We start from the raw sequence: 22,626 nt of genomic DNA on the forward strand, positions 1-22,626 counted from the left end.
AACGGGGCCACAGCCCCACGCGTCAGTGCCTGGCGCGGGCGCTGCGGTACTGTCCGGGCGTGACGCCGACGGCGTCGCGGAAGACCCGCGCCAAGTGGCTGGCGTTGCCGAAGCCGCTGGCCTGGGCGATGCCGGCCAGGTCGCCCTTGCCGGCTGCGAGCAGCTTGCGCGCATGCGCCAGCCTCCGCGCCCGTACCCAGGCATGCGGCGGCTCGCCGAAAGAGGTGTGGAACATGCGGGCGAAGTGGTAGGTGGATAGCGCCGCCACGCCTGCGAGTTCGTCCAGCGTCAGCGGCTCGGCCAGGTGCGCGTCAACATAGTCCATGATGCGCCGGCGCACGGCGGGCGCGAGGCCGCCGCGCAGCGTTGCCGCGGGCTTGCGCGCCACGCCCTGGTTCAGCAGATGGTGCAGGACTGTTTCGGCCGCGCTGCTGGCCGCCAGCCGGTCGGCGGGCTGGTTCCAGTCGGTGTCCAGCAACTGCCGGCAGACGTCGATCAGCGAGTCGTCGTGGATGTAGGTGCGGTCGCGCAGTTCCAGCGTGCGGGGCTCGCAGTCCAACCGCATGACGGCTTCGCGGGCCAGGCGTTCCGGAGCGATGTACAGATGCAGGAATTGCACGCTGTCGTTCATGCTCCAGCGCGAGTAGTGCTCCGAGGGCAGCACGCAGAACTTGCCGGCGCCGCCATGTCGCCTGTCCTGGCCCAGGCGGAACGACTTGTCGCCGCCGCGCAGATAGAGTGACAGGGTGTGATGGCCCGGACTGTCGTAGCCCATGGTTTCGTGGGCGCTGCGTGACCATTGCGAGATGGCGATGCCCTCGCCCAGCGCGGCGGCGCGTCCCAACGTCGCGGTGGAGCCCGCCAGGGTGCGGAAGACGGAGAAATCGGCCGGGGCCGAGGCGACGGTAGCCATATGAGTGGAATGCTACTGCGATCTCGCGCGCGGCGCGTGCGCGCGGGGAAGAAAACCGCAAGAACCGGCAATTCTTGCGGGCCAGGGAGGCGCAAACTGGATTCCCCGGCGGTCTTGCGGACCGCCTTACCGCGTCCCTGTTTCAGCATCGCATCGTGAACCTCTTCCTGTATTTCCTCACAGTCGTCATCTGGGGCACAACCTGGATCGCCATCAAGCTGCAATTAGGCGTGGTGGCGATTCCCGTCTCGATCTTCTACCGCTTCGCGCTGGCGGGCCTGGTTCTGTTGGCGGTCCTGGCGCTGACCCGCAAGCTGCAGAAAATGGACCGGCGCGGCCACTGGCTGTGCGTGGGCCAGGGGCTGTGCCTGTTCTGCCTGAACTTCCTGTGCTTCTACACGGCAACCCAGTGGATTCCCAGCGGCCTGGTGTCGGTGGTGTTTTCGGCGGCGACGCTATGGAATGCGCTGAATGCCCGCCTGTGGTTCGGCACCCGCGTCGCGCCGCGCGTGATGGTGGCCGGCGCGCTGGGCTTTTCCGGCCTGGTGCTGCTGTTCTGGCCCGAACTGGCGGGGCAGGAGGCCAGCCATGAAACCCTGCTGGGCCTGGGCTTTGCACTGCTGGGTACGTTCTGCTTTTCGACGGGCAACATGCTGTCGTCGCTGCAACAGCGCGCCGGCATCCGGCCCTTGACCGGCAACGCCTACAGCATGCTTTATGGCGCAGCCATCCTGCTGGCGGGTTGTCTGGCGGCGGGCCTGCCGTTCGAATTCGATACCTCGGCTTCCTACGTCGGCGCCCTGCTCTATCTGGCCATCCCGGGCTCCGTGATCGGTTTTACCGCCTATCTGACGTTGGTGGGCCGCATGGGTCCGGCGCGGGCCGCCTACTGCACGGTGCTGTTTCCGGTGGTGGCCTTGAGCGTGTCTACTTTCGCCGAAGGCTATCAGTGGACGGCGCCGGCCCTGCTGGGCCTGGCGCTGGTAATGCTGGGCAACCTGCTGGTCTTCACCAAGTGGACGCCCTTCGCGCGGCGCGCGGCGGCTTGAACTTGGCCCAGGGCCGGGCAAGCCCTAGCGGGCCAGGGCGCGCAGCCCTTCCAGCAGGCGGTCGATTTCCGCGTCGCTGGTCAGATAGCTGACCGAGGCCCGCGCGATCTGCGCCAGGCCACGCGCCTGCATGTCCAGCGGGGTATAGGGCACGCCGTTGCTGCCGATGGTGATGCCCTGTGCCGCCATGGCGCGTTGCACGGATACGGCGTCCTGATCGGCGAAGTTGAAGGACACCAGGCCCGAGCGTTCGCGGCCCTGGTCCAGCACCGTGATGCCGGGGATGGCCGCCAGTTCGGTCCGCAGGGCCTGGGCCGTGGCGGCGATGCGCGCGCGGATGGCTGGCAGGCCGATGTCCAGGGCTTCCTGCAAGGCGTTGGCCAGGCCGCAGCGCAGCGCCAGCGAGGCTTCCGCCGATTCCAGGCGCGCGGCGTCCTGGCGCAGCACCGGCTCGCCGTCGGCGCCCAGGGGGGCGGAATGGGTGTCGACGAAGGCGGGCGTGAGCTGGTCCAGGAAGTCGCGCCGCACGTACAGCAGGCCTGTGCCGCGCGGGCCGCGCAACGCCTTGCGTCCGGCCCCGCTCAACACATCGCAGCCGATCTGCGCGACGTCCACGGGCAACTGGCCGACCGCCTGTGCCGCATCCACGAAATACGGGATGCCGTGGCGGCGCGCGACGCTGCCGATGGCGGCGGCGGGATTGATCAGGCCGCCGTTGGCGGGCAGCCAGGTCAGTGCGATCAGGCGCACCCGCTCATCCAGCATGGCCTCCAGTGCCTGCGGATCGACGCAGCCGCTGTCGTCCGAGGGAATAGTCTCCAGCGTGGCGCCAGCACGCTGCGCCTTGAGCCGCATGGCGGCCAGGTTGCCGCCCCATTCGTGGCGACCCACCAGGATGCGGTCGCCGGCGCGCCACGGCGCCATCGCCGCGAAAGCCGCGCCCCAGCCGGGCGAGTTGCCGCCGGTGAGCGCGATCTCGGTCGGGTCCGCGTTGAACAGCCGGGCCGCCAGTGTGCGAGCCTGTTCGATCAGCTCCCGCGACCGCACGCCCGCCTCCATGGGCCCTTGCGTCGCTTCGCGTTGCAGGTGCGCGTGGATGGCATGCAGCGTGGCGGCCGAGGGCAGCGACGCGCCGGCGTGATTGAAATGGACGGTGGTGTGCGCGCCAGGGGTCTGGGCGCGCAACGCTTCCACGGCGCTGGGAGTCAAGGGGGCGGACATGGCGGCTCCGGCAGGGATCAGGCTTGCGTGAGCGCGATAACGGCTTCGATCTCGACCGCCACGCCCTGCGGCAGGGATGCCACGCCGACGGCGCTGCGAGCATGGCGGCCGGCGTCGCCGAACACCTCGACCATCAGGTCGGAGGCGCCGTTGGCAATGGCGCTCTGGCGGTTGAAGTCCGGCGTGCTGGCCACGAACACGCCCAGGCGCACGACGCGCGCCACGCGATCCAGCTTGTCGCCGGTGGCGGCGGCGATCTGCGATAGCAGGCCCAGCGCCGACAGGCGCGCCGCTGCCACGCCATCGGCGTCAGAAACCTGGTCTCCCAGGCGGCCCAGATAGGCGGCCTTGCCGTCCTTGCGGGAGATCTGGCCCGAGATATACAGCAGGTTGCCTTCCTGCACGAAGGGCACGTAGTTGGCGGCGGGAGCGGCGGCGGCTTCGAGGGTCAGGCCAAGTTCGGCCACGCGGCCGGAGATCGAGCGGGTCATGAGGGACTCCTGAACAGGGAAAGTATGGGCAAGCCTCATGCTATCGGCCGCTGCCGGCCCTGACCAATCAATTTTCGCGCAGTACACATGAGTAAAACTAATGTGTGTCGCCCCGCTCCGTGGCCGCCTGCGCCAGCCATGCGTGGAAGCGCTGTGCCGCTTCGCCAAGCGCGCCGCGCGGCGTCACGAACCACCAGCCGATGCGAGGAGCTTCGAGCGCGGCGTTCGGCAGGGCCTCCACCAGCGCGCCGCTGGCGAGCTGGGCGGCGATAAGGCGGTGACGGCCCATCGCCATGCCTTGCCCCGCCAGCGCCGCTTCCACGACGATGTTGTAGTCATGCAGGCGTACGGGCCGCACGCCGCCCAGGTCCACGCCGTGATGTCGCGCCCAGGCGTCCCATTCGAAGGGATGGCGGGCATGCGAGGCCAGCAGCGGGAATCGCAGCAGATCCTGCGGCGTGCGCGGCCGTTTCCTGCCCGCGATCAGCGCGGGCGAGCAGACTACCGACAGCCGCTCCGCCATGATTAGCCGAGCCCGCACGCCTGGCCACACGCCGCGCCCGTAGCGGATGGCGACGTCGACCTCGCCGCCCGCAACGTCCGCCAGGCCGATGTCGGGCTGCAATTGGAGATCGATGTCGGGATGGGCGGCGGCAAACGCCGCGAGGCGCGGCGCCAGCCAGCGCGTGGCGAACGAGGCCAGCAGCCCGACGCGCAGCGTCTGCCGCACAGTCTCGGGCGCACGGACCTCGTCGGTACCCAGGCGCAGCAGTTCGAAGGCCGCGTGTACGCGCTCGTAATAGGCCTGACCCGCCGCGGTCAGCGCCACGGCGCGGGTGAGCCGCTCGAACAGGGCCACGCCCAGTTCGGCTTCCAGTCGCTGGATATGGTGGCTGATGGCGCTTTGCGTTACGAAGAGCTCCTGCGCAGCCAGGGAAAAACTCATGCGCCGCGCGGCAGCTTCAAAGGCGCGCAGGGAAACCAGGGCAGGCAGGGATCGCGCGGAACGCATGGAGGCAGGCGATGTGGTGATGAGGGAATGCGCATCATCGTACGCCGCGCGCGGCCCGGCAAACAGCGCGCGCGCACCGCGTCCCAATGCAAAAGGCCCGCAACAAGTTGCGGGCCCTTCAGTACTGCATTCTTTGGCTCCCCGAGCTGGGCTCGAACCAGCGACCTGCGGATTAACAGTCCGTCGCTCTACCGACTGAGCTATCGGGGAACAGGTAGAGGGGGCGAATTATGCACAAAAAAACGGAAGAATGCAAAACGGGGCAGGCGTAACGGGTCGACGCGCTGAATATTTGCCTTTCTCACCAGGACACGAGTGCATGCGGCGACCATCTGCGGTATCGAAAAGCAGCCAAACCGGGCGCAGTACAAATGGGGTCAGGCAGGAGCCATTCCTCTCAGCGGCGACGGTGGGCCAGCTTCTTCAATGGCCCCTTGCCGGATACCCGTGCTTGCACTGGTAATGGCACGCAACCCGTATTCGGTGAGCATCAGTTCCCGAACCTGGATTACCGCGCCCGGCCTGGAAATTAGCCGGGATCCCTTGAAGAATGCGTCAGGTTTCTTGTTGGTGGCAGCGTTCATATCAATACCTTTTGCTGACGAAGTCGCTGATCGCTTTGGCGCCGGCGCCTACGATTTCCGCAACGTCGTTGCGTTCGAAAAGCGCATGGTCGCTCGAGTCCAGGTAGATCACGCCTATGGGATGCTGGCCTGAACGGTCCAGGACGGGCACCGCCATAGCCGAATAGCGGCCGGGTCCAAGACGGCGGGCCTGGGCCGCGGTATACCCCCATTCAAGCACTAGTGCCGAGCGGAGTTGATCTTCCGTTCTGTGTTGGCTGGACATCACCAGCGGTGTCTTGCTGCGGACAGCTCTGCCCGCGATGCCGGTGTGCACGGGAAAGGTTCGTCCTGCACCCTCGCCGCCAGCGCCCGCGTAGTTGATGATCTGCTCGATTTCCTGCGGTTCATGAACGGGAGGCACGACCCGGTGGAAGGTGGTGCGCAGGTCGGTTCCACAATTGCGCTTGTCGCACCATTCGGCAAGCATGGTGTGCATGGTGGAGACCGCTGCATCGAGACCTTCGTGGACGGCGGCCGGTCCATCCATCTCGTCGTCGGCGCGTGCAGCAGCCACGCGAACCAGGGCTGCCAGAATCAGCCAGACGCTCGTGGCGGCCGTCAGACCGAACATCCAGGGTTCAAACAGCGGTTCGCGCCAGCTCTTCACCGCGGCGGTACCGGCGACGAGGAGTGGCGGGCCATTGAACAGGACTTCTCTAGGCCACCTCTTTTGCCAGAGGCGTTTTTGCCGCACGCCGGGGAGATGATTTGTCTGCATGGGGAACCGCGCCTCCTGAGGCCAGAACTTGGCGCGATTGTAGGCAGCGATTTCGCGGAAAGGCGGTTTTCGGGGCTCGGGACAGCGTAAATAGGACAAAGCGCAATGGGCTGGCTTGGCCTCACGCTTTCCGTTCATGACGCAGGCAATAAAAAACCCGCGCCGTCATAGCCGGAGCGGGTTTTTGAGATCGTCTCAGGACGGATCTGCATCTGGAATCTGGTGCCGGTGAAAGGAATCGAACCCTCGACCTTCTCATTACAAGTGAGCTGCTCTACCAACTGAGCTACACCGGCGCTGCGTGCCTGGGGCACGCGAAGGGCTGCATTGTAATGAAAAAAATGCAGACCTTGCGGGGATGCCTTATTTGACGATGGTCAGGCGCGGACGCTTGGGTTCGTCGTCGTCTCCGCCGTCGTCGCCGGGGGCGGCGTCGGCGTCGGAGCCCTCGGGCGCGGCGGTGGCCGTCGCGCCCTGGGCGCCAGCTTCCGGCGGTTCGTAGGGCTGCACTTCGAAGCCCATGCCGGCGCCGGTTTCGCGCGCATAGATGGCGCTGACGGCGCCCACGGGAACGTAGACGTTTTCGGTCACGCCGCTGAAGCGGGCCTGGAATTCGATGAATTCGTTGCCCAGCACCAGGCGGTTGGTGGCCAGCGTGCCCACGTTCAGCGTGATCTGGCCGTCGCGCACATGGGCGACGGGCACCATGGTGTGCTCGTCGACCTGCACGGTGATATAGGGCGTATAGCCGTTATCGGTGCACCATTCGTGCAGCGCGCGGATCAGGTACGGTTTGGTCGAAGTTTCACCCATCACGCAACAGCCTTAGCGACGCATCACTTTTTCCGAAGGCGTCAGCGCTTCGATGTAGGCCGGACGCGAGAAGATGCGTTCGGCGTACTTTTGCAGCGGAGCCGCGTTCTTGGGCAGTTCGATGCCGTAGTGGTCCAGGCGCCACAGCAGCGGAGCCACGGCCACGTCGAGCATGGAGAATTCCTCGCCCAGCATGTACTTGTTCTTCAGCAGCATGGGGGCCAGCTGGGCCAGGCGGTCGCGGATGTTCTGGCGGGCGTTGGCCAGCTTCTTTTCGTCGGGCTTGGCGCTGCGGTCTTCCAGCGTCGAGACGTGGACGAACAGTTCCTTCTCGAAGTTGTAGAGGAACAGGCGGGTGCGGGCGCGCATGACCGGGTCGGCGGGCATCAGCTGGGGATGCGGGAAGCGCTCGTCGATGTACTCGTTGATGATGTTCGACTCGTACAGGACCAGGTCGCGTTCGACCAGAATGGGCACTTGACCGTACGGGTTCATCACCGAGATGTCTTCGGGCTTGTTGTACAGGTCGATGTCGCGGATCTCGAAATCCATGCCTTTTTCGAACAACACGAAGCGGCAGCGTTGCGAAAACGGACACGTGGTTCCGGAATAGAGCACCATCATGGCGGTAAGTCCTTTATTGAAAAACGAAAGGCCAGCGCCTTAATCTAGCAGGCGCTGGCCCCAATTGCCAGGCGGGATAGGCGTACAGCCCTATCCGCTGATGCCGTCCCCATTTGCAATCGGGGACGGATAAAAACCTGGCGGGGCGTTGCGGTTAGCGCACGTGTTTCCAGTACGAGGCGTTGAGGCGCCAGGTAACCAGGAAGAACAGCAGCAGGAACAACATGACACCGACGCCGAGACGGACGCGGAATGTCTGGACGGGTTCGGCCATCCAGGACATGAACGCAGTCAGGTCGGCGACGTCGTTGTCGTATGTTGCGACTTGGGCCGGGTTAGCGGCCTTGAATTTGGCATCGAAGGTGGCATGGCCGTGGTAGTTGGCTACCGGTTCGGCCTTGACCGTGGAAAAACCCTGTGCATCGTACACCGTGGTGACGCGTTCCCAGGTTTTGGGGGCGCCCGCCTTGCCTTCGACCTCGTGCATGGCGACGGTCGTAAGTTCGCGCGGACCCTGCACTTCCCAGAGCGCGTGGGGCATGCCCACCGACGGGAAGACCAGGTTGTTCCAGCCCGTGGGACGCGCCGTGTCGCGGTAGAAGGTGCGCAGGTAGGTGTAGATGTAGTCGGCGCCCGAGGGGCCGGCGTTCACGGATTTGGCGCGCGCGATCACGGACAAGTCCGGGGGCGTCGTGCCGAACCACTGCTTGGCGTCCTTCGGGGTCATGGCGACGTTCATCATGTCGCCGACCTTTTCGCCGGTGAACAGCAGGCTTTCCTTGATCTGCTGGTCGGTCAGCCCGATGTCCTTGAGCTTGTTGTAGCGCATCGAGGACGCGCTATGGCAGTTCAGGCAGTAGTTGACGAACAGCTTGGCTCCGTTCTGCAGCGACGACATGTCGTTGACGCGGTACGGGGCCTTGTCCAGGGGGTAGCCGCCTCCGGCGGCAAGGGTGGCGGTACACGTGAGCATCAAGGCCACGGCACCAATCAGCTTCTTGATCATGGTTAATCCGTTATCTGGTGGGCTCAGTGGGCGTGGAACGTGACGCGGTCGGGCACCTTCTTGAAAGTGCCCAGGCGGCTCCATACCGGCATCAGGAAGAAGAATGCCAGGTACAGCAGCGTGCCGATTTGCGACGTGATGTTCAACGGCGGACTGGGCGGCTGCGTACCGATGTAGCCGAGCACCAGGAAGTTGACCATGAAGATGCCGTAGATCCACTTGTGCCAGGTCGGGCGGTAGCGGATCGACTTGACCGGGGAATGGTCCAGCCACGGCAGGAAGAACAGGATGACGACCGTGCCGCCCATGGCGACCACGCCCCAGAACTTGGCGTCGATCACGCGCAGCAGCACGGCCACGACGATCAGGATGCCGGGGACGGCGATGCGCATGAAGCCCTTCAGGTTGCTCTTGACGAGCAGCGCGATGGCGCCCAGCACGGAAGCGCCCGCCAGCACCCAGGTGAACTCGTCGGTGGTGGCGCGCAGCATCGAGTAGAACGGCGTGAAGTACCAGACCGGCGCGATGTGCGGAGGCGTCTTCAGCGAGTCAGCAGGGATGAAGTTGTTGAACTCGAGGAAGTAGCCGCCCATTTCCGGCGCGAAGAACACGATGAACGCGAACACGAGCAGGAAGCCGGCCACGCCCATCAGGTCGTGGACCGAGTAGAACGGGTGGAACGGGATGCCGTCCTTCGGGCGGCCGTACTTGTCCTTCGGGCCTTGCTTGATCTCGATGCCGTCCGGGTTGTTCGAGCCGACTTCGTGCAGCGCCACCAGGTGGGCCGCGACCAGGCCCACCAGCACCAGCGGGATGGCGATGACGTGGAAGGCGAAGAAGCGGTTCAGCGTGGCATCCGACACGACGTAGTCGCCGCGGATCCAGATGGACAGCTCAGGGCCGATGAAGGGAATGGCCGCGAACAGGTTCACGATCACCTGCGCGCCCCAGTAGGACATCTGGCCCCAGGGCAGCAGATAGCCGAAGAAGGCTTCCGCCATCAGACAGAGGAAGATCGCGACGCCGAAGATCCACACGAGTTCGCGCGGCTTGCGGTAGGAACCGTAAAGCAGCCCGCGCAGCATGTGCAGGTACACGACGACGAAGAACATCGACGCGCCGGTGGAGTGCATGTAGCGCACCAGCCAGCCCCACGGGACTTCGCGCATGATGTATTCGACGGACTGGAACGCGCGTTCGGCGTCCGGCTTGTAGTGCATGACCAGGAAGATGCCGGTCACGATCTGCAGCACCAGCACCAGCAGGGCCAGTGAGCCAAAGAAGTACCAGAAGTTGAAGTTCTTCGGTGCGTAGTACTCGGACAGATGGGCTTTCCAGGTGGAGGTCACCGGGAAGCGCCGGTCCAGCCAGCCCAACAGGCCTGTCGTCTCGACGGTTTTCTCGCCAGCCATGTAACGGCTCCTTCTCTAATACGTGGCGTATTTGTTTTACTTACGTAATTCGGGAAAAAAGCGCGACGCGCGCGTCAGGCCTTGTTGTCTTCATCGACGCCCACGATGATGCGGGTGTCGGTGAGATATTGGTACGGCGGGACTTCGAGGTTGTCGGGAGCGGGCTTGTTCTTGTAGACACGGCCGGCCAGATCGAACGTGGAGCCGTGGCAAGGACAGAGGAATCCGCCCTGCCAGTCGGCGCCCAGGCTGCCGCCTTTCTCGAAGTGGGACGTGGGCGAGCAGCCGAGGTGGGTACAGATGCCGACGCAGACGAAGAGCTCGGGCTTGCGCGAGCGGCCTTCATTTTCGGCGTATTTGGGCGTGAAGCCGGGGCGCTTGGAATCAGGATCGGCCAGCAAGGCGTCCTGGGTCTTGAGACCAGCGAGTTGTTCAGGCGACCGGTGGATGATCCAGACCGGTTTTCCGCGCCATTCAACCGTCTTCATGGTGCCGACGGGAATGTCGCCGACGTCCACTTCAACGGGAGCCCCGGCAGCGCGGGCCTTTTCGGAGGGAGAAAACGTGCTCACAAGCGGCACTGCCGTTGCGACACCTGCTACGCCACCCACAGCACAGGCGGTGGTAACCCAGAAACGTCGCGAAGGATCAGGTGGCAGGTTGGGATCAACCGCACCGTCATCATCGTGCACCAGCGTATCCTGACTCATCTTCCTATCCTTGTTGATGCGCCCGCTCTACGAGTAGCATCACTTCTGCGGCATCGGGTTCGCGGGAATTTGTAACAACATAGCAACCGCGTATTATAGCGCCAGCCCACTCACGGGCGTATCACGAAGGGAGTGCTTTTATGAGCAAAGCGACTGGTTTCGTCAAAGAATTCCGAGATTTCGCTGTCAAAGGCAACGCAGTGGACCTGGCGGTCGGTGTCATCATCGGCGCGGCGTTCGGCAAGATCGTCGATTCGCTGGTCAAGGACATCGTCATGCCGTTGGTCAACTTCATCCTCGGAGGCTCGGTCGATTTTTCGAACAAGTTCCTGGTTCTGTCGATGCCGGCCGGCTACAACGGCCCCATGACCTACGCCGACCTGACCAAGGCTGGCGCCAACGTTTTTGCGTGGGGTAATTTCGTCACGATCATCATCAACTTCGTGTTGCTGGCGTTCGTGATCTTCTGGATGGTCAAGGCCATCTACAAGGCCCGCACCAAGGCCGAGGAAGCGCCGGCGCCCGCTGCGACGCCCGAAGACGTGGCGCTGCTGCGCGAAATCCGCGATCTGCTCAAAAAGCCCTGATCCGATGCTGCCGCAGGCCCGGAATCCACGCAGACGCGGATCCGGGCGGCGGCTGGCGGACGTTCCCGCCGGCGCACGCCGGCCCCCGCTGAACGATCCGCTGCCTGTTTTCTTCCCCTAGTCCCGTTCCGCAGCCATTTGCCGTTCGACGCGCCGAGCGAACATGGCGAAGCTTGCGCGCACGATGCTGGGCTTGAGCAGGAAGTCGTGCGATTCGGCGGCCAGCGCATCGTTCACCGGTTTCACCTCGCCATAGGCGGCCGCCGCCTGCAGCTGATTGCGGGCGGCGCGTTCGATCAGCACCGACAGGTACAGCGCTTCCTCGATGCATGAGCCGGCCGCCAGAAAGCCATGGTTGGCCAGCAGAATGCTGCGCTTGGCGCCCAGCGCCGCCGAGATGATCTCGCCTTCCTGGTCGGCAATGGGCAGGCCGGGCCATTCCTTCAGATGAGCACAGTCGTTGTGGAACGGCGTCGCGTCCATGTGCGCGACGACCAGTGGCTGGCCCGTCATGGACAGCGTCGAGACATGGGGCGGGTGCGTGTGGATGATGCATTGCACGTCGGGACGCTGGCGATAGACCCAGAAGTGAAAGCGCACGGCAGGGTTCGGCGTGCCGGGGCCGTCGAGCACGTCCATGTTGTCGTTGATGCGGATGACCGAGGCCGGGACGATCTCGTCGAAGGCCTGGGCCAAGGGCGTCGTCAGGAACGTGCCGTCTTCCTTGCGTACGGTGATCTGGCCCGCCAGCGTTTCCGAATGGCCTTCGCTGGCGAGAATGCGACAGCTCAGGGCCACCTTCTCTTCTTCGCTCCAGTTCCCGAAGTCGAGCTTGTTCGCGGAGCGCGCAAAGAAGGCGTCGGCATGGGCTTGTTTTTCCAGCATGGGGTCTCCTTGGGATAATGGCTCCATTACACGCCCGCCTCCGCCGCCAGCGATTGACCGATCACGAACGAGGGTTGACTCAACGCGACAGGAAGGCCGGCGCCTTTCGGCCAGTGTTGGCCGACCCGACTGAGTGTTCCGAGCATGCCACGCGCCCGCCAGACAGTGAATCCATCCGCCCGGCCCGCCTGTTCCGAGGCGGATCTGAACTTTGCGCCCCAGTTCCGCCCTTTCTATGCGCAGGAGATCGCTGGCTACGAGCGCGAACTGGACAAGCTGGTGCTGCCGGGCGAATTCAGGGCCCTGACCGAACCGCCCAGGCTGCTATTGCAGGCCTGCAGGCTGCGCGCGGGCGGGCTGGTGGTGAGTCTGGAGTCCACGCCGATCAGCGTGCAGCACCGCGCGGAACATGCGGCCGATCTGGAGCATGCGGAGTTCCTGGCGAGCTTTGTGATTGCCGGACACGGCGTCATCGTGCAGAACGATGCGACGCTGCCGCTGGAACCCGGCGACATCATCTTCCGCACGACCGCGCTGCCATCGGAAATCCGGATGTACACCGATTCGCGCATTGTGGTGGTCAAGGGGCCGCTGTCGCGCCTGTTGGGCGCGCACAGCCTGGCGATGTCGCAGTTCACCGCGCAGCGCGGCGTGGCCGTCCTGCCCATGGTGCAGACCGCCCATCGGTGCCTGCATCATGTGTTCTTCGACAAGGCGGAATCGAACCCGACGTCGTCGCTGTTTGCCGAACAGGCGCTGTTGGCGCTGCTGGCTTCGATCTACACCAGCCAGGCGCTGGAGAAGATACCGGGCGATGCGCGCGGGCCCGCCGATAATTGGCAGGTGCTGGCCAGCTACATCGATGCCCACATCACCGATCCGGAACTGTCGGTGCAGGCGGTGGCGGATGTGCTGCGCGTGACCACGCGCTGGGTGCACCGCTTGTTCAAGATGCGCTCGCTGCAATACACCAGCTACGTGCGTGAACGCCGTCTGCAGCTGGCCAGGGAAGCGCTGGAGGATCCGCGGCGTGCGCATGTCGAGGTCAAGGAGATCGCGGCCTCTTGCGGCTTTCAGCACGCGAGCCATTTCATCCGCCGCTTCCATGAACGCTTCGGCATGTCGCCGGCCTTGTACCGCAAGACTGCCAGAAGCGGCAACGGCGGCGCGTAGCGTCGCGCCGCCTGCTCTTGCCGTGCCTGCGCGTCAGGCGCGGCGCAGGTCCTGCGGCGTGGGCTTCATGAGAAACGCCGAGGTGCCGGCCACGATGCCGAGGAAGGCCAGATAGACGCCGACGGGAAGAATGCTGTCGAATTTCTGCACCAGCGTGGCCGAGATCAGCGGCGCCAGCCCGCCGCCGATGGCGGCCGAGAACTGGACCCCGATGGACAATCCGGAATAGCGCAGCTCTGCGGGAAACTGCGCGCTGTAGAGGCTGGATTGCGGCGCGATCATGATCGCGTAGTTGAAGGCCATGGCGACGAAGACGGCGAGACTGTATGCCATCAACGAACCGCTGCCCACCGCGAGAAAGATCGGAATGGCCATGAGTCCCAGCAGCATGCCGCCCCAGCCACAGACGCGGCGCGCGCCGATGCGGTCGGCCAGCACGCCGAACAGCGGAATGGTGAACATCAGCACGCCGGCGCCGTAGAGCAAGGCATGCAGCGCGTCGGCGCGGCTGAAGCCGAGCTTGGACACCGCGTAGGAAACCGAGAACACCAGGAATGTGTAGATCAGCGTGACCTCGGCGATCTTGCAGCCTATGCACAGCAGCAGCGATTTGCCGTGCGCGCGCAGCAGTTCACCCAGGGGCATCTTGTCTTGCACGGACTGTCTGTTGCGCGCCTTCTCGCGCTTGACCTCTTCGAATTCAGGCGATTCGTCGATGCCGTGGCGGATGAACAGGCCGACGACGATGAGCACGGCGCTGGCCAGGAACGGCAGGCGCCAGCCCCAGGACAGGAAGTCCTCTTCCGGCAGCCGCGTCACCAGCGCGAAGGAACCGACCGACAGCAGGATGCCCAGAGGCGCGCCCACCAGCGGCAGGCTGCCGAAGAATGCCTTCCATTTGGGCGGCGCGTGTTCGACCGCCATCAGCATGGCGCCGCCCATTTCGCCGCCGAACGACAGCCCCTGGCCGACGCGCAGCGCCACCAGCAGCACCGCCGCCGAGATGCCGATCTGTTCATAGGTCGGCAGCAGTCCGATGAGCACCGTGCATATGCCCATCAGCAGCAGGCTGAGAGTCAGCATGGACTTGCGGCCGATGCGGTCGCCGAAATGGCCGAAGAGGATGCCGCCGATGGGCCGCGCCAGCATGCCGCTGGCGAAGGCTCCGAAGGCGGCCAGCGTGCCGGTCACGGGATCGAACTGCGGGAAGAAAATCTTGTTGAACACCAGCGCCGCGGCGGTACCGTAGGCGAGGAAGTCGAAGGCTTCCACGGCGGTGCCGATGACCGTGGCAACGGCGACCCGGAACAGATTCGGTTTCTTGTGTGATTGGGCTATAGGCTGCGCGGCCTGGATGGCGTCCATGTCGTTCCCTCTTGTCTTGTAATAGTGGTTTTTGTCGTTGTGCGCGGGCCTCAGGGACCCGGTGGCACATACCCCGGCAACTGCTGTATGCGCTTGCGCCACGCCGCGATGGCGGGATAGGCGTCGATGTCGACGGCGGCTTCCTCGGCCAGCGCCAGGTAGCCGTAGCAGGCAATGTCGGCCACGGTCGGCGCATCGCCGCCCGCCAGCCAGGCATGGCCCGCGAGACGCTGGTCCAGGCGTTGCAGCACGCGGTCGGTGCGGGCCTGCATGCCAGGCACGTCGAGCAGGGCCTCGCTTACGCCCAGGTGGTGCGCGGCTTCGGCGTTGCTGACGACGTGTGTCAGGCGCAGCGGCTGGAGGCTGTTGGCGATCTCGTTGGCGGATACCGACATCCAGGCATGCATGGCGCCGATGCGCGGCAGCGGCGCCAGCCATTCGGGGGCGTAGTGATGCGCCAGATGCAGCAGGATGGCGTGGCTGTCCCAGATGGCGGTGTCGCCATCGGTCAGCGCGGGGATCTGCTGGAAGGCGCTGACGCGCTCGAATTCCGCGGTCTGGTTCTTGCGGGCCAGCACGTCGACGAACCGGCTTTGGTAGTCCCGGCCGATGAGCGCAAGAAAGAGGCGCGCCTTGTAGCAGTTGCCGGAGCGCGGGTGGTCGTAGAGGGTCAACATTCAATGGCTCCGTGTGTAGGAGGCCCGGCCGGAAAGGGCCGGCAGCGGGCGGCTGCATGGAATGCTAGGGCTGTGGACTGGGTGCGGAATTGACAGGGAGAGAACCGCGATTGACCAGATGCGACGCACAGGCGCCGCCTTGATCGCGCCCTCTGGTTTTCCCCTAGCCGAGTCCTGCCGATTCGGGCGCGAGCGGCGCGCACGGCCATAGCGCGCCGTGCAATGAAAACGCCCCCTTGCGGGGGCGTGTCTTTGGGGGCGCTGCTGGTTATGCCGGGTTGTCGATGTCGACGAATTCGACCTTGATACCGAAATGTTCCGCGACCGCCTGGCCCAGCGCCTGCGCGCCGTAGCGTTCGGTGGCATGGTGGCCTGCGGCGATGAAGCCCACGCCGGTTTCGCGCGCCAGGTGCACCGTGGATTCGGAGACCTCACCCGTGATGTAGGCGCTGGCGCCTGCGTCCGCCGCATCGCCCAGCATGCCTTGCGCGCCGCCCGTGCACCAGGCCACGCGCGCCAGCGGCATGTCCGGGTCGCCCACCACCAGCGGCTGGCGGCCCAGGCGCTCGGCCACGCGCTCGCCCAACTGGCCCAGCGTCGCCACGCCTTGCGCGGCGCCCAGCCAGACCAGGTTGTCGGGGCCACAGGTTTGCGGCGCGCCATCGTCGCGCAGCGCGGGCGTCAGGCCCAGCACGCGCGCCAGCTGAGCGTTGTTGCCCAGCGTAGGATGCGCGTCCAGCGGCAGATGGTAGGCGTACAGGTTCAGGTCGTTTTTCAGGGCCAGGGCCATGCGCGCGCGGCGCGTACCGATGACGCGGCGGTCCTCGTTGCGCCAGAGCCAGCCGTGGTGCACCAGCACCGCATCCGCGCCGCGTTCGACCGCCACGCGCAGCAGGGCTTCGCTGGCCGTGACTCCGGCGATAATGTGTGCGATTTCGGATCGGCCTTCCACCTGCAGCCCGTTGGGGCAATAGTCCTTGAACCGCGCCGCTTGCAGGGTGTCGTCCAGCCAGTTGGCCAGGACGTGGGAGTCCACTTTACTCATAGCTAGTCCTATCAGAATCATGCGCCGATATTGGCTGATCTTTGCTCAGGCCGTCACGGTCTGCCTGGGTATTCTATTCGTCGTGACGACCTTGCGGCCCGACCTGCTGCGGCTGGCCGGACCCGCGGCGGGGCCGCAGTCCGCAGCGGCCGCCGCAAGACCGCCCGCTGCGCGCACCCAGGCCACGGCGTCCTATGCCGAGGGCGTGGCCCGCGCGGCTCCTTCCGTGGTCAACGTATACACCACCAAGCACGTTAACGTGCCGCTGATTCCGCTGCCCGACGATCCGGTGCTGCGCCAGTTCTTTGGCCAGGTGCCGGGCGTGACCCGGCGGCAGGCCTCGACCAGCCTGGGGTCCGGCGTGATCGTGAACCAGGACGGCTACGTGCTGACCAACTACCACGTGGTGCAGGCCGCGGAAGCGATCGAGGTTGCGCTGTCCGACGGCCGCCGCGATACCGCGAAAGTGGTGGGCGCGGATCCGGACACCGATCTGGCCGTGCTGAAGCTGGCCACCTTGCGCGCCCTGCCCGCTGCCACGCTGGCGCCGGACCGGGGCTTGCGCGTGGGCGACGTGGTGCTGGCCATCGGCAATCCGTTCGGCGTGGGGCAGACCACCACGCTGGGCATCGTGTCGGCGCTGGGCCGCAACGGACTGGGCCTGAACACCTACGAGAACTTCATTCAGACCGACGCGGCGATCAACCCCGGCAATTCCGGCGGCGCGCTGGTCGACGCCGCCGGCAATCTGGTGGGCATCAACACCGCCATTTATTCCGAATCAGGCGGGTCGATGGGCATAGGCTTCGCCACCCCCATCGAGATCGCGCGCAAGGTCATGGACGAGATCGTCAAGACCGGCGCGGTCAAGCGCGGCTGGCTGGGCGTGGAGCCGCAGGACGTGACCCCGGAGCTGGCACGCGCCTTTGGGCTGGACCGCGACACCACCGGCGTGATCATCGCTGGCGTGATGCGCGACGGGCCGGCGGCGCGCGGCGGCCTGCGGGTGGGCGACATCGTGCAGTCGGTCAACGGCAAGCGGATGATGGATACCGCCAGCCTGCTGTCGGAGATCGCGCAGCTGCCGCCGGGCCAGAGCGCCAAGCTGGGAATATTGCGCAGCGGCAAGCCGGCCGAGCTGGCCGTGGTGGTGGGTACGCGCCCGGGCAAGCCGCGCTAGGACGGGGCCGGGTCCGCGAACGGAGCTCAGGTCGCGGCGGGGTCTTTGGCCATCAGGCGCACCGCCGACAGGATGGCTTTCTTGGTGCTTTCGGATTGGGTGCGCAGCAGCGCCCATATTTCCGTGCAATAGCCGTCCGGGGCATGGTCCGGGGGGAATGCGCTGTCTTGCGGTGTATCCCCACCCGGCCCCACGCCGTCGGTCAGCCACGGCACGCTGGTGTCCAGCGCCCGCGCCAGCCGCAGCAAGGTGGCGCGAGACGGCGAGTAGCAGTCTTCGCGCATGAGGATCCGATGGATGCACGATTGCGGCACGCCGGAAATGCGCGCCAGCTGGTTCTGGCTTTTGATGCCGCGCCAGCGCATCAGGGTATGCAGTCTTTGGGCGAGTGACATAAGGGCAATGTAGAGTTGCCGCAGGCCGCCCACAAGGTGAAACGGTCCTGCTTTGTGGGCAGGACCGTCCGAAGGGATCAGTGGCGTTCTGTCAGCGAGTCCGAACCGGCCTCGCTCTCTGCTTCTGGTTTGGGCGTGACCAGCCGGGCGCAGATCAGCCCGACCTCATACAGCAGGCACAAAGGCACTGCCAGCATGAACTGGCTGACCACGTCGGGCGGCGTGACCACGGCGGCGATGATGAAGGCCCCCACCACCACGTAGCCGCGCGCTGCCTTCAGCTTGGACAGTTCGACCACGCCCATCTTCACCAGCAGCACCACGGCCACGGGCACTTCGAAGGTGATGCCGAAGGCCATGAACATCGTCATGACGAAGCTCAGGTAGGCCTCGATGTCCGGCGCGGGCGTGATGGACTGCGGCGCGAACGTGGCGATGAAGTGGAACACCGTGCGGAACACCACGAAATAGCAGAACGCCATGCCCGCGATGAACAGAAAAGTGCTGGAAACGATAAGCGGCAGCGCCAGGCGCTTTTCATGCCGGTACAGGCCGGGCGCCACGAAGGCCCAGGCCTGGTACAGCACCACAGGCAGCGCCAGGATGAACGCAGCCATCATCGTGACCTTGACGGGCACCATGAACGGCGTGATGACGCCGGTGGCGATCATGCGCGTGCCTTCGGGCAGCGAAGCCAGCATCGGCTGGGCCAGCACGTCGTAGATGGCCGACGCGCCGGGGTAGATGAACAGCACGATGAATATGCCGATCACGGCGGCGGCGGCGCGCAGCAGGCGGGTGCGCAGCTCGACCAGGTGGGAGATGAAGGTCTCCTGCTGGCCTTCTTCTTGGGAGGCGTCCTGGGTCACGTCGGGGTTCCGGAGGGCGCAACGGGCTTGGCGGCGGGCGCGGCGTCGTCGGCCTTGGGCGCGCTGGGCGCGGGTTGTTGGGTTGCGGCAGGCGCAGGCGCAGCCACCGGCGGCAGATCCAGGTCCAGGCTGTGGTTCTGGCCGGGCGGCGGCGCGATGCTGCGTTCGGGATCGGCAGGCGTTTCGCTGGCCACGGCCGGTTCGGCCTTGATGTTGGCTTCGCGCGCGACTTCGTCGAGTTCCGCGCGGAACTGCTGGACGGGTTCCTGCAGCGAGGCCTGGGTTTCGTTCAGCGACTTCTGCACGCCCTGGGCGGCATCTTCCATTTCGCTCTTGAACTTGCGCAGTTCGTCGAGCTCGATTTCGCGCTGGATATCGGATTTCACGTCATTGACGTAACGCTGCGCGCGCCCGAGCAGGTGGCCGACGGTGCGGGCAACCTTGGGCAGGCGTTCGGGGCCGATGACGATCAGGGCGATGACGCCGATCACCATCAGTTCAGTGAAGCTGACATCAAACATTCGACGGCCGCTCGGGAGTGGATGCAATAAGGGCCGGCCTGTTCAGGACGGCCCGGGAGCCGAGCAGGCGCTCAGGAGTTGGATTTTTCCTTGGCCTGCACGTCGATGGTGTCGCCGGAGACGCGTTGTTGCGCGATCGGTTCGGCCGGCTTGTCGCCGCCGTTGGCGTCCTTCATGCCTTCCTTGAAGCCCTTGACCGCGCCGCCGAGGTCCGAGCCGATGTTGCGCAGCTTCTTGGTGCCGAAAATCAGCGCCACGATGACCAGGACAACCAACCAATGCCAGATGCTGAAACTACCCATGATGTTTCTCCGAATTACGCGTTGGGGGCCACGCGCCCTTTCCAGGGTCGCGAGCCGCCGATGATGTGGAAATGCAGATGCGGGACTTCCTGGCCGCCTTCGACGCCAGAATTGATCATGATGCGAAATCCGCCATCAGGGCCCGGATTGCAACCGTTTTCAGCGGCTAACCGCGGCGCTAACGACATCATTCTACCCAACCATTCTGCGTCCTCCCCCTTAATATCCTGCATGGATGTGACATGACGTCGAGGGATCAGCAATAAATGTACCGGCGCGGCCGGATTAATGTCGTGGAACGCAACAAAGTCCTCGTCCTCGTAGATTTTCTTGGACGGGATGTCGCCAGCGGCGATCTTGCAGAAAATACAGTTGTCGCTCATTTTTCCGGGTTCCGTGTTCAATCTTGCGGGCGGCTTGCCTTTTCCACCAGGCCGGACAGGCCCTCGCGGCGAGCCAGTTCGGCCAGTACGTCTTCGGGCCGAAGCTTGAAATGGGTCAAGGCCACCAGGCAATGGAACCACAGGTCGGCGGTTTCGCTGACGATGCGGTCGGGCACGCCGTCCTTGGCGGCCATGACCAGTTCGGTGGCTTCTTCGCCGATCTTCTTGAGGAAGGCGTCCGGGCCTTTGGCCAGCAGCTTGGCGGAATAGGAGGCTTGGGGATCGCCGCCGTTTTCGGGACGGCGGGTTTCCAGGGTATCGGCGATGCGCGCGAGGATTTCGGCGGCGCTTGCGGCTTGAGCGGTCATTTGTAGATCAGTTCGGGGTCTTTCAGCACGGGGTCCACCGTGATCCAGGATGCCTGGTCGGTCTGGCCTTCCAGGCGGCGGTAGAAGCAGCTGGCGCGCCCGGTATGGCAGGCGATGCCGCCTTGCTGGTGGATCTTGAGCAGGATCACGTCGCCGTCGCAGTCCAGGCGCAGTTCATGGACTTCCTGGGCATGGCCGGACTCTTCGCCCTTGCGCCAGAGGCGCTGGCGGGAACGCGACCAGTAAACGGCGCGCCCGGTGGCGGCCGTTTCGGCGAGCGATTCGCGGTTCATCCAGGCCACCATCAGGATCTGGCCGTTTTCGGCGTCCTGCGCGATGGCGGGTATCAGGCCGTTTTCGTCGAAGACGACATCGGCCATCCAGGCGGGTTCGTTGCTCATCTCATTCATCCGTTGTCCTCGCGCGGCGCCTTGCAGGCCGCCACTGGCGCGTGGGGACTCATAATCTTACGGCAATACCTTGTTGCACGCCTGAGAGGGGCCTCCCAAACTGATCCAGACTATCCCCAATCCAGGCCAGCCGAGCTGGGTTTTTCAATGCGTGCCAAGCAATCCGGCCTATGCAATTCGAGGCGCCACACAAGCGGGGCCGCGCGGAGCCGGGCTCTGCCGGTCCGCTGCGGCGCCCCCCTGGGGGGGAAGCGCCGCAGGCGCTTCGGGGGGGCTACATCCGGACCGGGATGCCCTGCTCAGCCATGAAGTGCTTGCACTCGCCCACAGTGTGCTGGCCGAAGTGGAAGATGCTGGCGGCCAGCACCGCGCTGGCGCGGCCGGTGGTGACGCCGTCGGCCAGATGCTGCAGGTTGCCCACGCCGCCGGAGGCTATGACGGGCACGGGCACGGCGTCCGAGACGGCGCGGGTGAGTTCCAGGTCGAAACCGGACTTGGTGCCGTCACGGTCCATGCTGGTCAGCAGGATTTCGCCGGCGCCGTAGGCGGCCATGCGGCGCGCCCAGGCCACGGCGTCCAGCCCGGTGGCCTTGCGGCCGCCGTGGGTGAAGACTTCCCAGCGGGCGGGTTCGCCCGCGGCCGAGACGCGGCGCGCGTCGATCGCCACCACCACGCATTGCGAGCCGTGGTAGTCCGAGGCGGCCCGGACCAGTTCCGGATTGGCCACGGCGGCGCTGTTGATGCTGATCTTGTCGGCGCCGGCATTCAGCAGGCGCTGGATGTCGGACACCTGGCGCACGCCGCCGCCCACCGTCAGCGGAATGAAGACCTGCGAGGCCACCTGCTCGATGATGGGCAGGATCAGGTCGCGGCCGTCGCTGGTGGCGGTGATGTCGAGGAAGGTGAGTTCGTCGGCGCCCTGTTCGTTGTAGCGGCGGGCGATCTCGACGGGGTCGCCCGCGTCGAGCAGGTTGACGAAGTTCACGCCCTTGACGACGCGGCCCGCGGTGACGTCAAGGCAGGGAATGATGCGGCGGGTCAGCGCGCTTTGCACGGGCGCGCCGGCCGCGGGGGTGCTGCTGGAGGTGGTCATTTTGCCAGTTCGTCGGCGCGTGCCTGCGCCGCTTGGAAGTCGAGCGTGCCTTCGTAGATGCTGCGGCCCAGGATGGCGCCTTCGACGCCGTCTTCCTCGACGGCGCAGAGAGCTTCGATGTCCTGGATGCCGGCGATGCCGCCCGATGCGTAGACCGGGATGCGCACGTGCTGGGCCAGGCGGACCGTGGCTTCGACGTTGACGCCGGACAGCATGCCGTCGCGGCCGATGTCCGTGTAGATGATGGCTTCGCAGCCGTAGTCCTCGAACTTCTTGGCCAGGTCGAGCACGTCGTGGCGGGTCAGCTTGCTCCAGCCGTCGGTGGCGATCTTGCCGTCGCGGGCGTCCAGGCCGACGATGATCTGGCCCGGGAAGGCGCCGCAGGCGTCCTGCAGGAAGCCGGGATTCTTGACCGCGGCCGTGCCGATGATCACGTAGGAGATGCCGGCGTCGAGGTAGCGTTCGATGGTGTCGAGGTCGCGGATGCCGCCGCCGATCTGCACGGGGATGTCGTCGCCGACAGCGTCCAGGATCGCCTTGATGGGGGCTTCGTTCTTGGGTTTGCCGGCGACGGCGCCGTTCAGGTCGACCAGATGCAGGCGGCGAGCGCCTTGGTCGAGCCAGCGTGTGGCCATGGCGGCGGGGTCTTCAGAGAACACCGTTGCATCGTCCAGGTCACCCTGGCGCAGGCGCACGCAGCGCCCGTCTTTGAGATCGATGGCGGGGATCAGCAGCATGGTGGGCAGCGAAAAAATATATGGGTTGAAAGGGCTGGCGG

General features: G+C 65.4%; 28 protein-coding genes and 2 tRNA genes. 4 read left to right on the forward strand and 26 right to left on the reverse strand.

Annotated features, from left to right (window positions below):
- Window positions 1-22: 22 nt before the first annotated feature.
- Window positions 23-913, reverse strand: a complete 891-nt coding sequence (locus DXK93_RS08745; RefSeq protein ID WP_119449851.1) for a helix-turn-helix domain-containing protein — start codon at window positions 911-913, stop codon at window positions 23-25.
- Window positions 914-1,068: 155 nt separating this feature from the next.
- Here DXK93_RS08745 and DXK93_RS08750 point away from each other — a divergent pair, with 155 nt between their 5' ends.
- Window positions 1,069-1,962: a DMT family transporter gene (locus tag DXK93_RS08750; RefSeq protein ID WP_119449852.1), complete on the forward strand. Its 894-nt coding sequence runs from the start codon at window positions 1,069-1,071 to the stop codon at window positions 1,960-1,962.
- A gap of 24 nt (window positions 1,963-1,986) precedes the next feature.
- On the opposite strand, the gene DXK93_RS08755 is transcribed toward DXK93_RS08750, so the two are convergent.
- The 12 genes from DXK93_RS08755 to petA form a co-directional block, all read right to left on the reverse strand.
- Window positions 1,987-3,183 carry an aminotransferase class V-fold PLP-dependent enzyme gene (locus DXK93_RS08755; RefSeq protein ID WP_119449853.1) on the reverse strand — a complete coding sequence of 399 codons (1,197 nt, stop codon included), beginning with the start codon at window positions 3,181-3,183 and terminating at the stop codon, window positions 1,987-1,989.
- 17 nt (window positions 3,184-3,200) lie between these two features.
- The gene (locus DXK93_RS08760; protein ID WP_054455544.1) at window positions 3,201-3,674 is read right to left on the reverse strand and encodes a RidA family protein; all 474 of its coding nucleotides are present in this window, start codon (window positions 3,672-3,674) and stop codon (window positions 3,201-3,203) included.
- Window positions 3,675-3,771: 97 nt separating this feature from the next.
- Window positions 3,772-4,686, reverse strand: a complete 915-nt coding sequence (gcvA, locus tag DXK93_RS08765) for a transcriptional regulator GcvA (protein WP_147400229.1) — start codon at window positions 4,684-4,686, stop codon at window positions 3,772-3,774.
- 134 nt (window positions 4,687-4,820) lie between these two features.
- Window positions 4,821-4,896, reverse strand: a tRNA-Asn gene (locus DXK93_RS08770).
- Between the two features lie 167 nt (window positions 4,897-5,063).
- Window positions 5,064-5,270 carry a sulfatase gene (locus DXK93_RS08775; protein ID WP_082401081.1) on the reverse strand — a complete coding sequence of 69 codons (207 nt, stop codon included), beginning with the start codon at window positions 5,268-5,270 and terminating at the stop codon, window positions 5,064-5,066.
- A 1-nt stretch (window position 5,271) separates the two neighbouring features.
- Complete coding sequence (locus DXK93_RS08780; RefSeq protein WP_054455542.1) at window positions 5,272-6,030, reverse strand: GAF domain-containing protein; 759 nt, start codon at window positions 6,028-6,030, stop codon at window positions 5,272-5,274.
- 220 nt (window positions 6,031-6,250) lie between these two features.
- A tRNA-Thr gene (locus DXK93_RS08785) sits at window positions 6,251-6,326 on the reverse strand.
- A 67-nt stretch (window positions 6,327-6,393) separates the two neighbouring features.
- Window positions 6,394-6,843 (reverse strand): ClpXP protease specificity-enhancing factor, encoded by a 450-nt coding sequence (locus DXK93_RS08790; RefSeq protein ID WP_054455540.1) that lies wholly within the window; start codon window positions 6,841-6,843, stop codon window positions 6,394-6,396.
- Between the two features lie 12 nt (window positions 6,844-6,855).
- The gene (locus DXK93_RS08795) at window positions 6,856-7,467 is read right to left on the reverse strand and encodes a glutathione S-transferase N-terminal domain-containing protein (protein WP_006388039.1); all 612 of its coding nucleotides are present in this window, start codon (window positions 7,465-7,467) and stop codon (window positions 6,856-6,858) included.
- Window positions 7,468-7,621: 154 nt separating this feature from the next.
- Complete coding sequence (locus DXK93_RS08800; RefSeq protein ID WP_054455538.1) at window positions 7,622-8,473, reverse strand: cytochrome c1; 852 nt, start codon at window positions 8,471-8,473, stop codon at window positions 7,622-7,624.
- A gap of 23 nt (window positions 8,474-8,496) precedes the next feature.
- A complete protein-coding gene (locus DXK93_RS08805) occupies window positions 8,497-9,885 on the reverse strand; it encodes a cytochrome bc complex cytochrome b subunit (RefSeq protein WP_054455536.1) in 1,389 nt (462 codons plus the stop codon).
- A 74-nt stretch (window positions 9,886-9,959) separates the two neighbouring features.
- Complete coding sequence (gene petA, locus DXK93_RS08810) at window positions 9,960-10,595, reverse strand: ubiquinol-cytochrome c reductase iron-sulfur subunit (RefSeq protein WP_054455534.1); 636 nt, start codon at window positions 10,593-10,595, stop codon at window positions 9,960-9,962.
- Between the two features lie 140 nt (window positions 10,596-10,735).
- On the opposite strand from petA, the gene mscL reads away from it, so the two are divergent.
- On the forward strand, window positions 10,736-11,182 hold the full coding sequence (gene mscL / locus DXK93_RS08815; RefSeq protein ID WP_042795720.1) for a large conductance mechanosensitive channel protein MscL: 447 nt from the start codon (window positions 10,736-10,738) through the stop codon (window positions 11,180-11,182).
- 117 nt (window positions 11,183-11,299) lie between these two features.
- On the opposite strand, the gene DXK93_RS08820 is transcribed toward mscL, so the two are convergent.
- A complete protein-coding gene (locus DXK93_RS08820) occupies window positions 11,300-12,067 on the reverse strand; it encodes an aldolase (protein ID WP_119449855.1) in 768 nt (255 codons plus the stop codon).
- A gap of 144 nt (window positions 12,068-12,211) precedes the next feature.
- Here DXK93_RS08820 and DXK93_RS08825 point away from each other — a divergent pair, with 144 nt between their 5' ends.
- Window positions 12,212-13,240, forward strand: a complete 1,029-nt coding sequence (locus DXK93_RS08825) for an AraC family transcriptional regulator (protein ID WP_054455530.1) — start codon at window positions 12,212-12,214, stop codon at window positions 13,238-13,240.
- A 33-nt stretch (window positions 13,241-13,273) separates the two neighbouring features.
- Here DXK93_RS08825 and DXK93_RS08830 read toward each other — a convergent pair whose 3' ends face one another.
- The 3 genes from DXK93_RS08830 to DXK93_RS08840 form a co-directional block, all read right to left on the reverse strand.
- Entirely contained in the window at window positions 13,274-14,605 is a 1,332-nt protein-coding gene (locus tag DXK93_RS08830) for an MFS transporter (RefSeq protein ID WP_119449856.1), read from the reverse strand.
- A gap of 50 nt (window positions 14,606-14,655) precedes the next feature.
- Entirely contained in the window at window positions 14,656-15,282 is a 627-nt protein-coding gene (locus DXK93_RS08835) for a glutathione S-transferase family protein (protein WP_119449857.1), read from the reverse strand.
- A 268-nt stretch (window positions 15,283-15,550) separates the two neighbouring features.
- Entirely contained in the window at window positions 15,551-16,327 is a 777-nt protein-coding gene (locus DXK93_RS08840; RefSeq protein WP_054455525.1) for a Nif3-like dinuclear metal center hexameric protein, read from the reverse strand.
- A 19-nt stretch (window positions 16,328-16,346) separates the two neighbouring features.
- Between DXK93_RS08840 and DXK93_RS08845 the strand changes: the two genes are divergently transcribed.
- Window positions 16,347-17,507 carry a trypsin-like peptidase domain-containing protein gene (locus DXK93_RS08845; RefSeq protein ID WP_054455522.1) on the forward strand — a complete coding sequence of 387 codons (1,161 nt, stop codon included), beginning with the start codon at window positions 16,347-16,349 and terminating at the stop codon, window positions 17,505-17,507.
- 26 nt (window positions 17,508-17,533) lie between these two features.
- On the opposite strand, the gene DXK93_RS08850 is transcribed toward DXK93_RS08845, so the two are convergent.
- The 9 genes from DXK93_RS08850 to hisA all read right to left on the reverse strand — a co-directional run bounded on the left by DXK93_RS08850 (window position 17,534) and on the right by hisA (window position 22,585).
- Window positions 17,534-17,902 carry a helix-turn-helix domain-containing protein gene (locus tag DXK93_RS08850; RefSeq protein ID WP_054455520.1) on the reverse strand — a complete coding sequence of 123 codons (369 nt, stop codon included), beginning with the start codon at window positions 17,900-17,902 and terminating at the stop codon, window positions 17,534-17,536.
- Between the two features lie 77 nt (window positions 17,903-17,979).
- Window positions 17,980-18,771, reverse strand: a complete 792-nt coding sequence (gene tatC / locus DXK93_RS08855) for a twin-arginine translocase subunit TatC (RefSeq protein ID WP_054455518.1) — start codon at window positions 18,769-18,771, stop codon at window positions 17,980-17,982.
- Window positions 18,768-19,292, reverse strand: a complete 525-nt coding sequence (gene tatB, locus DXK93_RS08860; RefSeq protein ID WP_054455516.1) for a Sec-independent protein translocase protein TatB — start codon at window positions 19,290-19,292, stop codon at window positions 18,768-18,770. The genes tatC and tatB overlap by 4 nt, the downstream gene beginning before the upstream one ends.
- A 71-nt stretch (window positions 19,293-19,363) precedes the next feature.
- Window positions 19,364-19,594 carry a Sec-independent protein translocase subunit TatA gene (gene tatA / locus DXK93_RS08865; RefSeq protein ID WP_054455514.1) on the reverse strand — a complete coding sequence of 77 codons (231 nt, stop codon included), beginning with the start codon at window positions 19,592-19,594 and terminating at the stop codon, window positions 19,364-19,366.
- Between the two features lie 14 nt (window positions 19,595-19,608).
- Window positions 19,609-19,977: a histidine triad nucleotide-binding protein gene (locus DXK93_RS08870; RefSeq protein WP_054455512.1), complete on the reverse strand. Its 369-nt coding sequence runs from the start codon at window positions 19,975-19,977 to the stop codon at window positions 19,609-19,611.
- Window positions 19,978-19,994: 17 nt separating this feature from the next.
- Window positions 19,995-20,345, reverse strand: a complete 351-nt coding sequence (locus DXK93_RS08875) for a phosphoribosyl-ATP diphosphatase (RefSeq protein ID WP_054455510.1) — start codon at window positions 20,343-20,345, stop codon at window positions 19,995-19,997.
- Window positions 20,342-20,746 (reverse strand): phosphoribosyl-AMP cyclohydrolase, encoded by a 405-nt coding sequence (gene hisI, locus DXK93_RS08880; RefSeq protein ID WP_054455509.1) that lies wholly within the window; start codon window positions 20,744-20,746, stop codon window positions 20,342-20,344. Before hisI ends, DXK93_RS08875 begins: the two co-directional genes overlap by 4 nt.
- A 283-nt stretch (window positions 20,747-21,029) precedes the next feature.
- Window positions 21,030-21,848, reverse strand: a complete 819-nt coding sequence (gene hisF / locus DXK93_RS08885; RefSeq protein ID WP_119449858.1) for an imidazole glycerol phosphate synthase subunit HisF — start codon at window positions 21,846-21,848, stop codon at window positions 21,030-21,032.
- Window positions 21,845-22,585 (reverse strand): 1-(5-phosphoribosyl)-5-[(5-phosphoribosylamino)methylideneamino]imidazole-4-carboxamide isomerase, encoded by a 741-nt coding sequence (gene hisA / locus DXK93_RS08890; protein ID WP_054455505.1) that lies wholly within the window; start codon window positions 22,583-22,585, stop codon window positions 21,845-21,847. Before hisA ends, hisF begins: the two co-directional genes overlap by 4 nt.
- Between the last annotated feature and the right edge of the window lie 41 nt (window positions 22,586-22,626).

This window comes from Achromobacter sp. K91 (assembly GCF_003576205.1).
Lineage (GTDB): Bacteria > Pseudomonadota > Gammaproteobacteria > Burkholderiales > Burkholderiaceae_B > Achromobacter > Achromobacter aegrifaciens.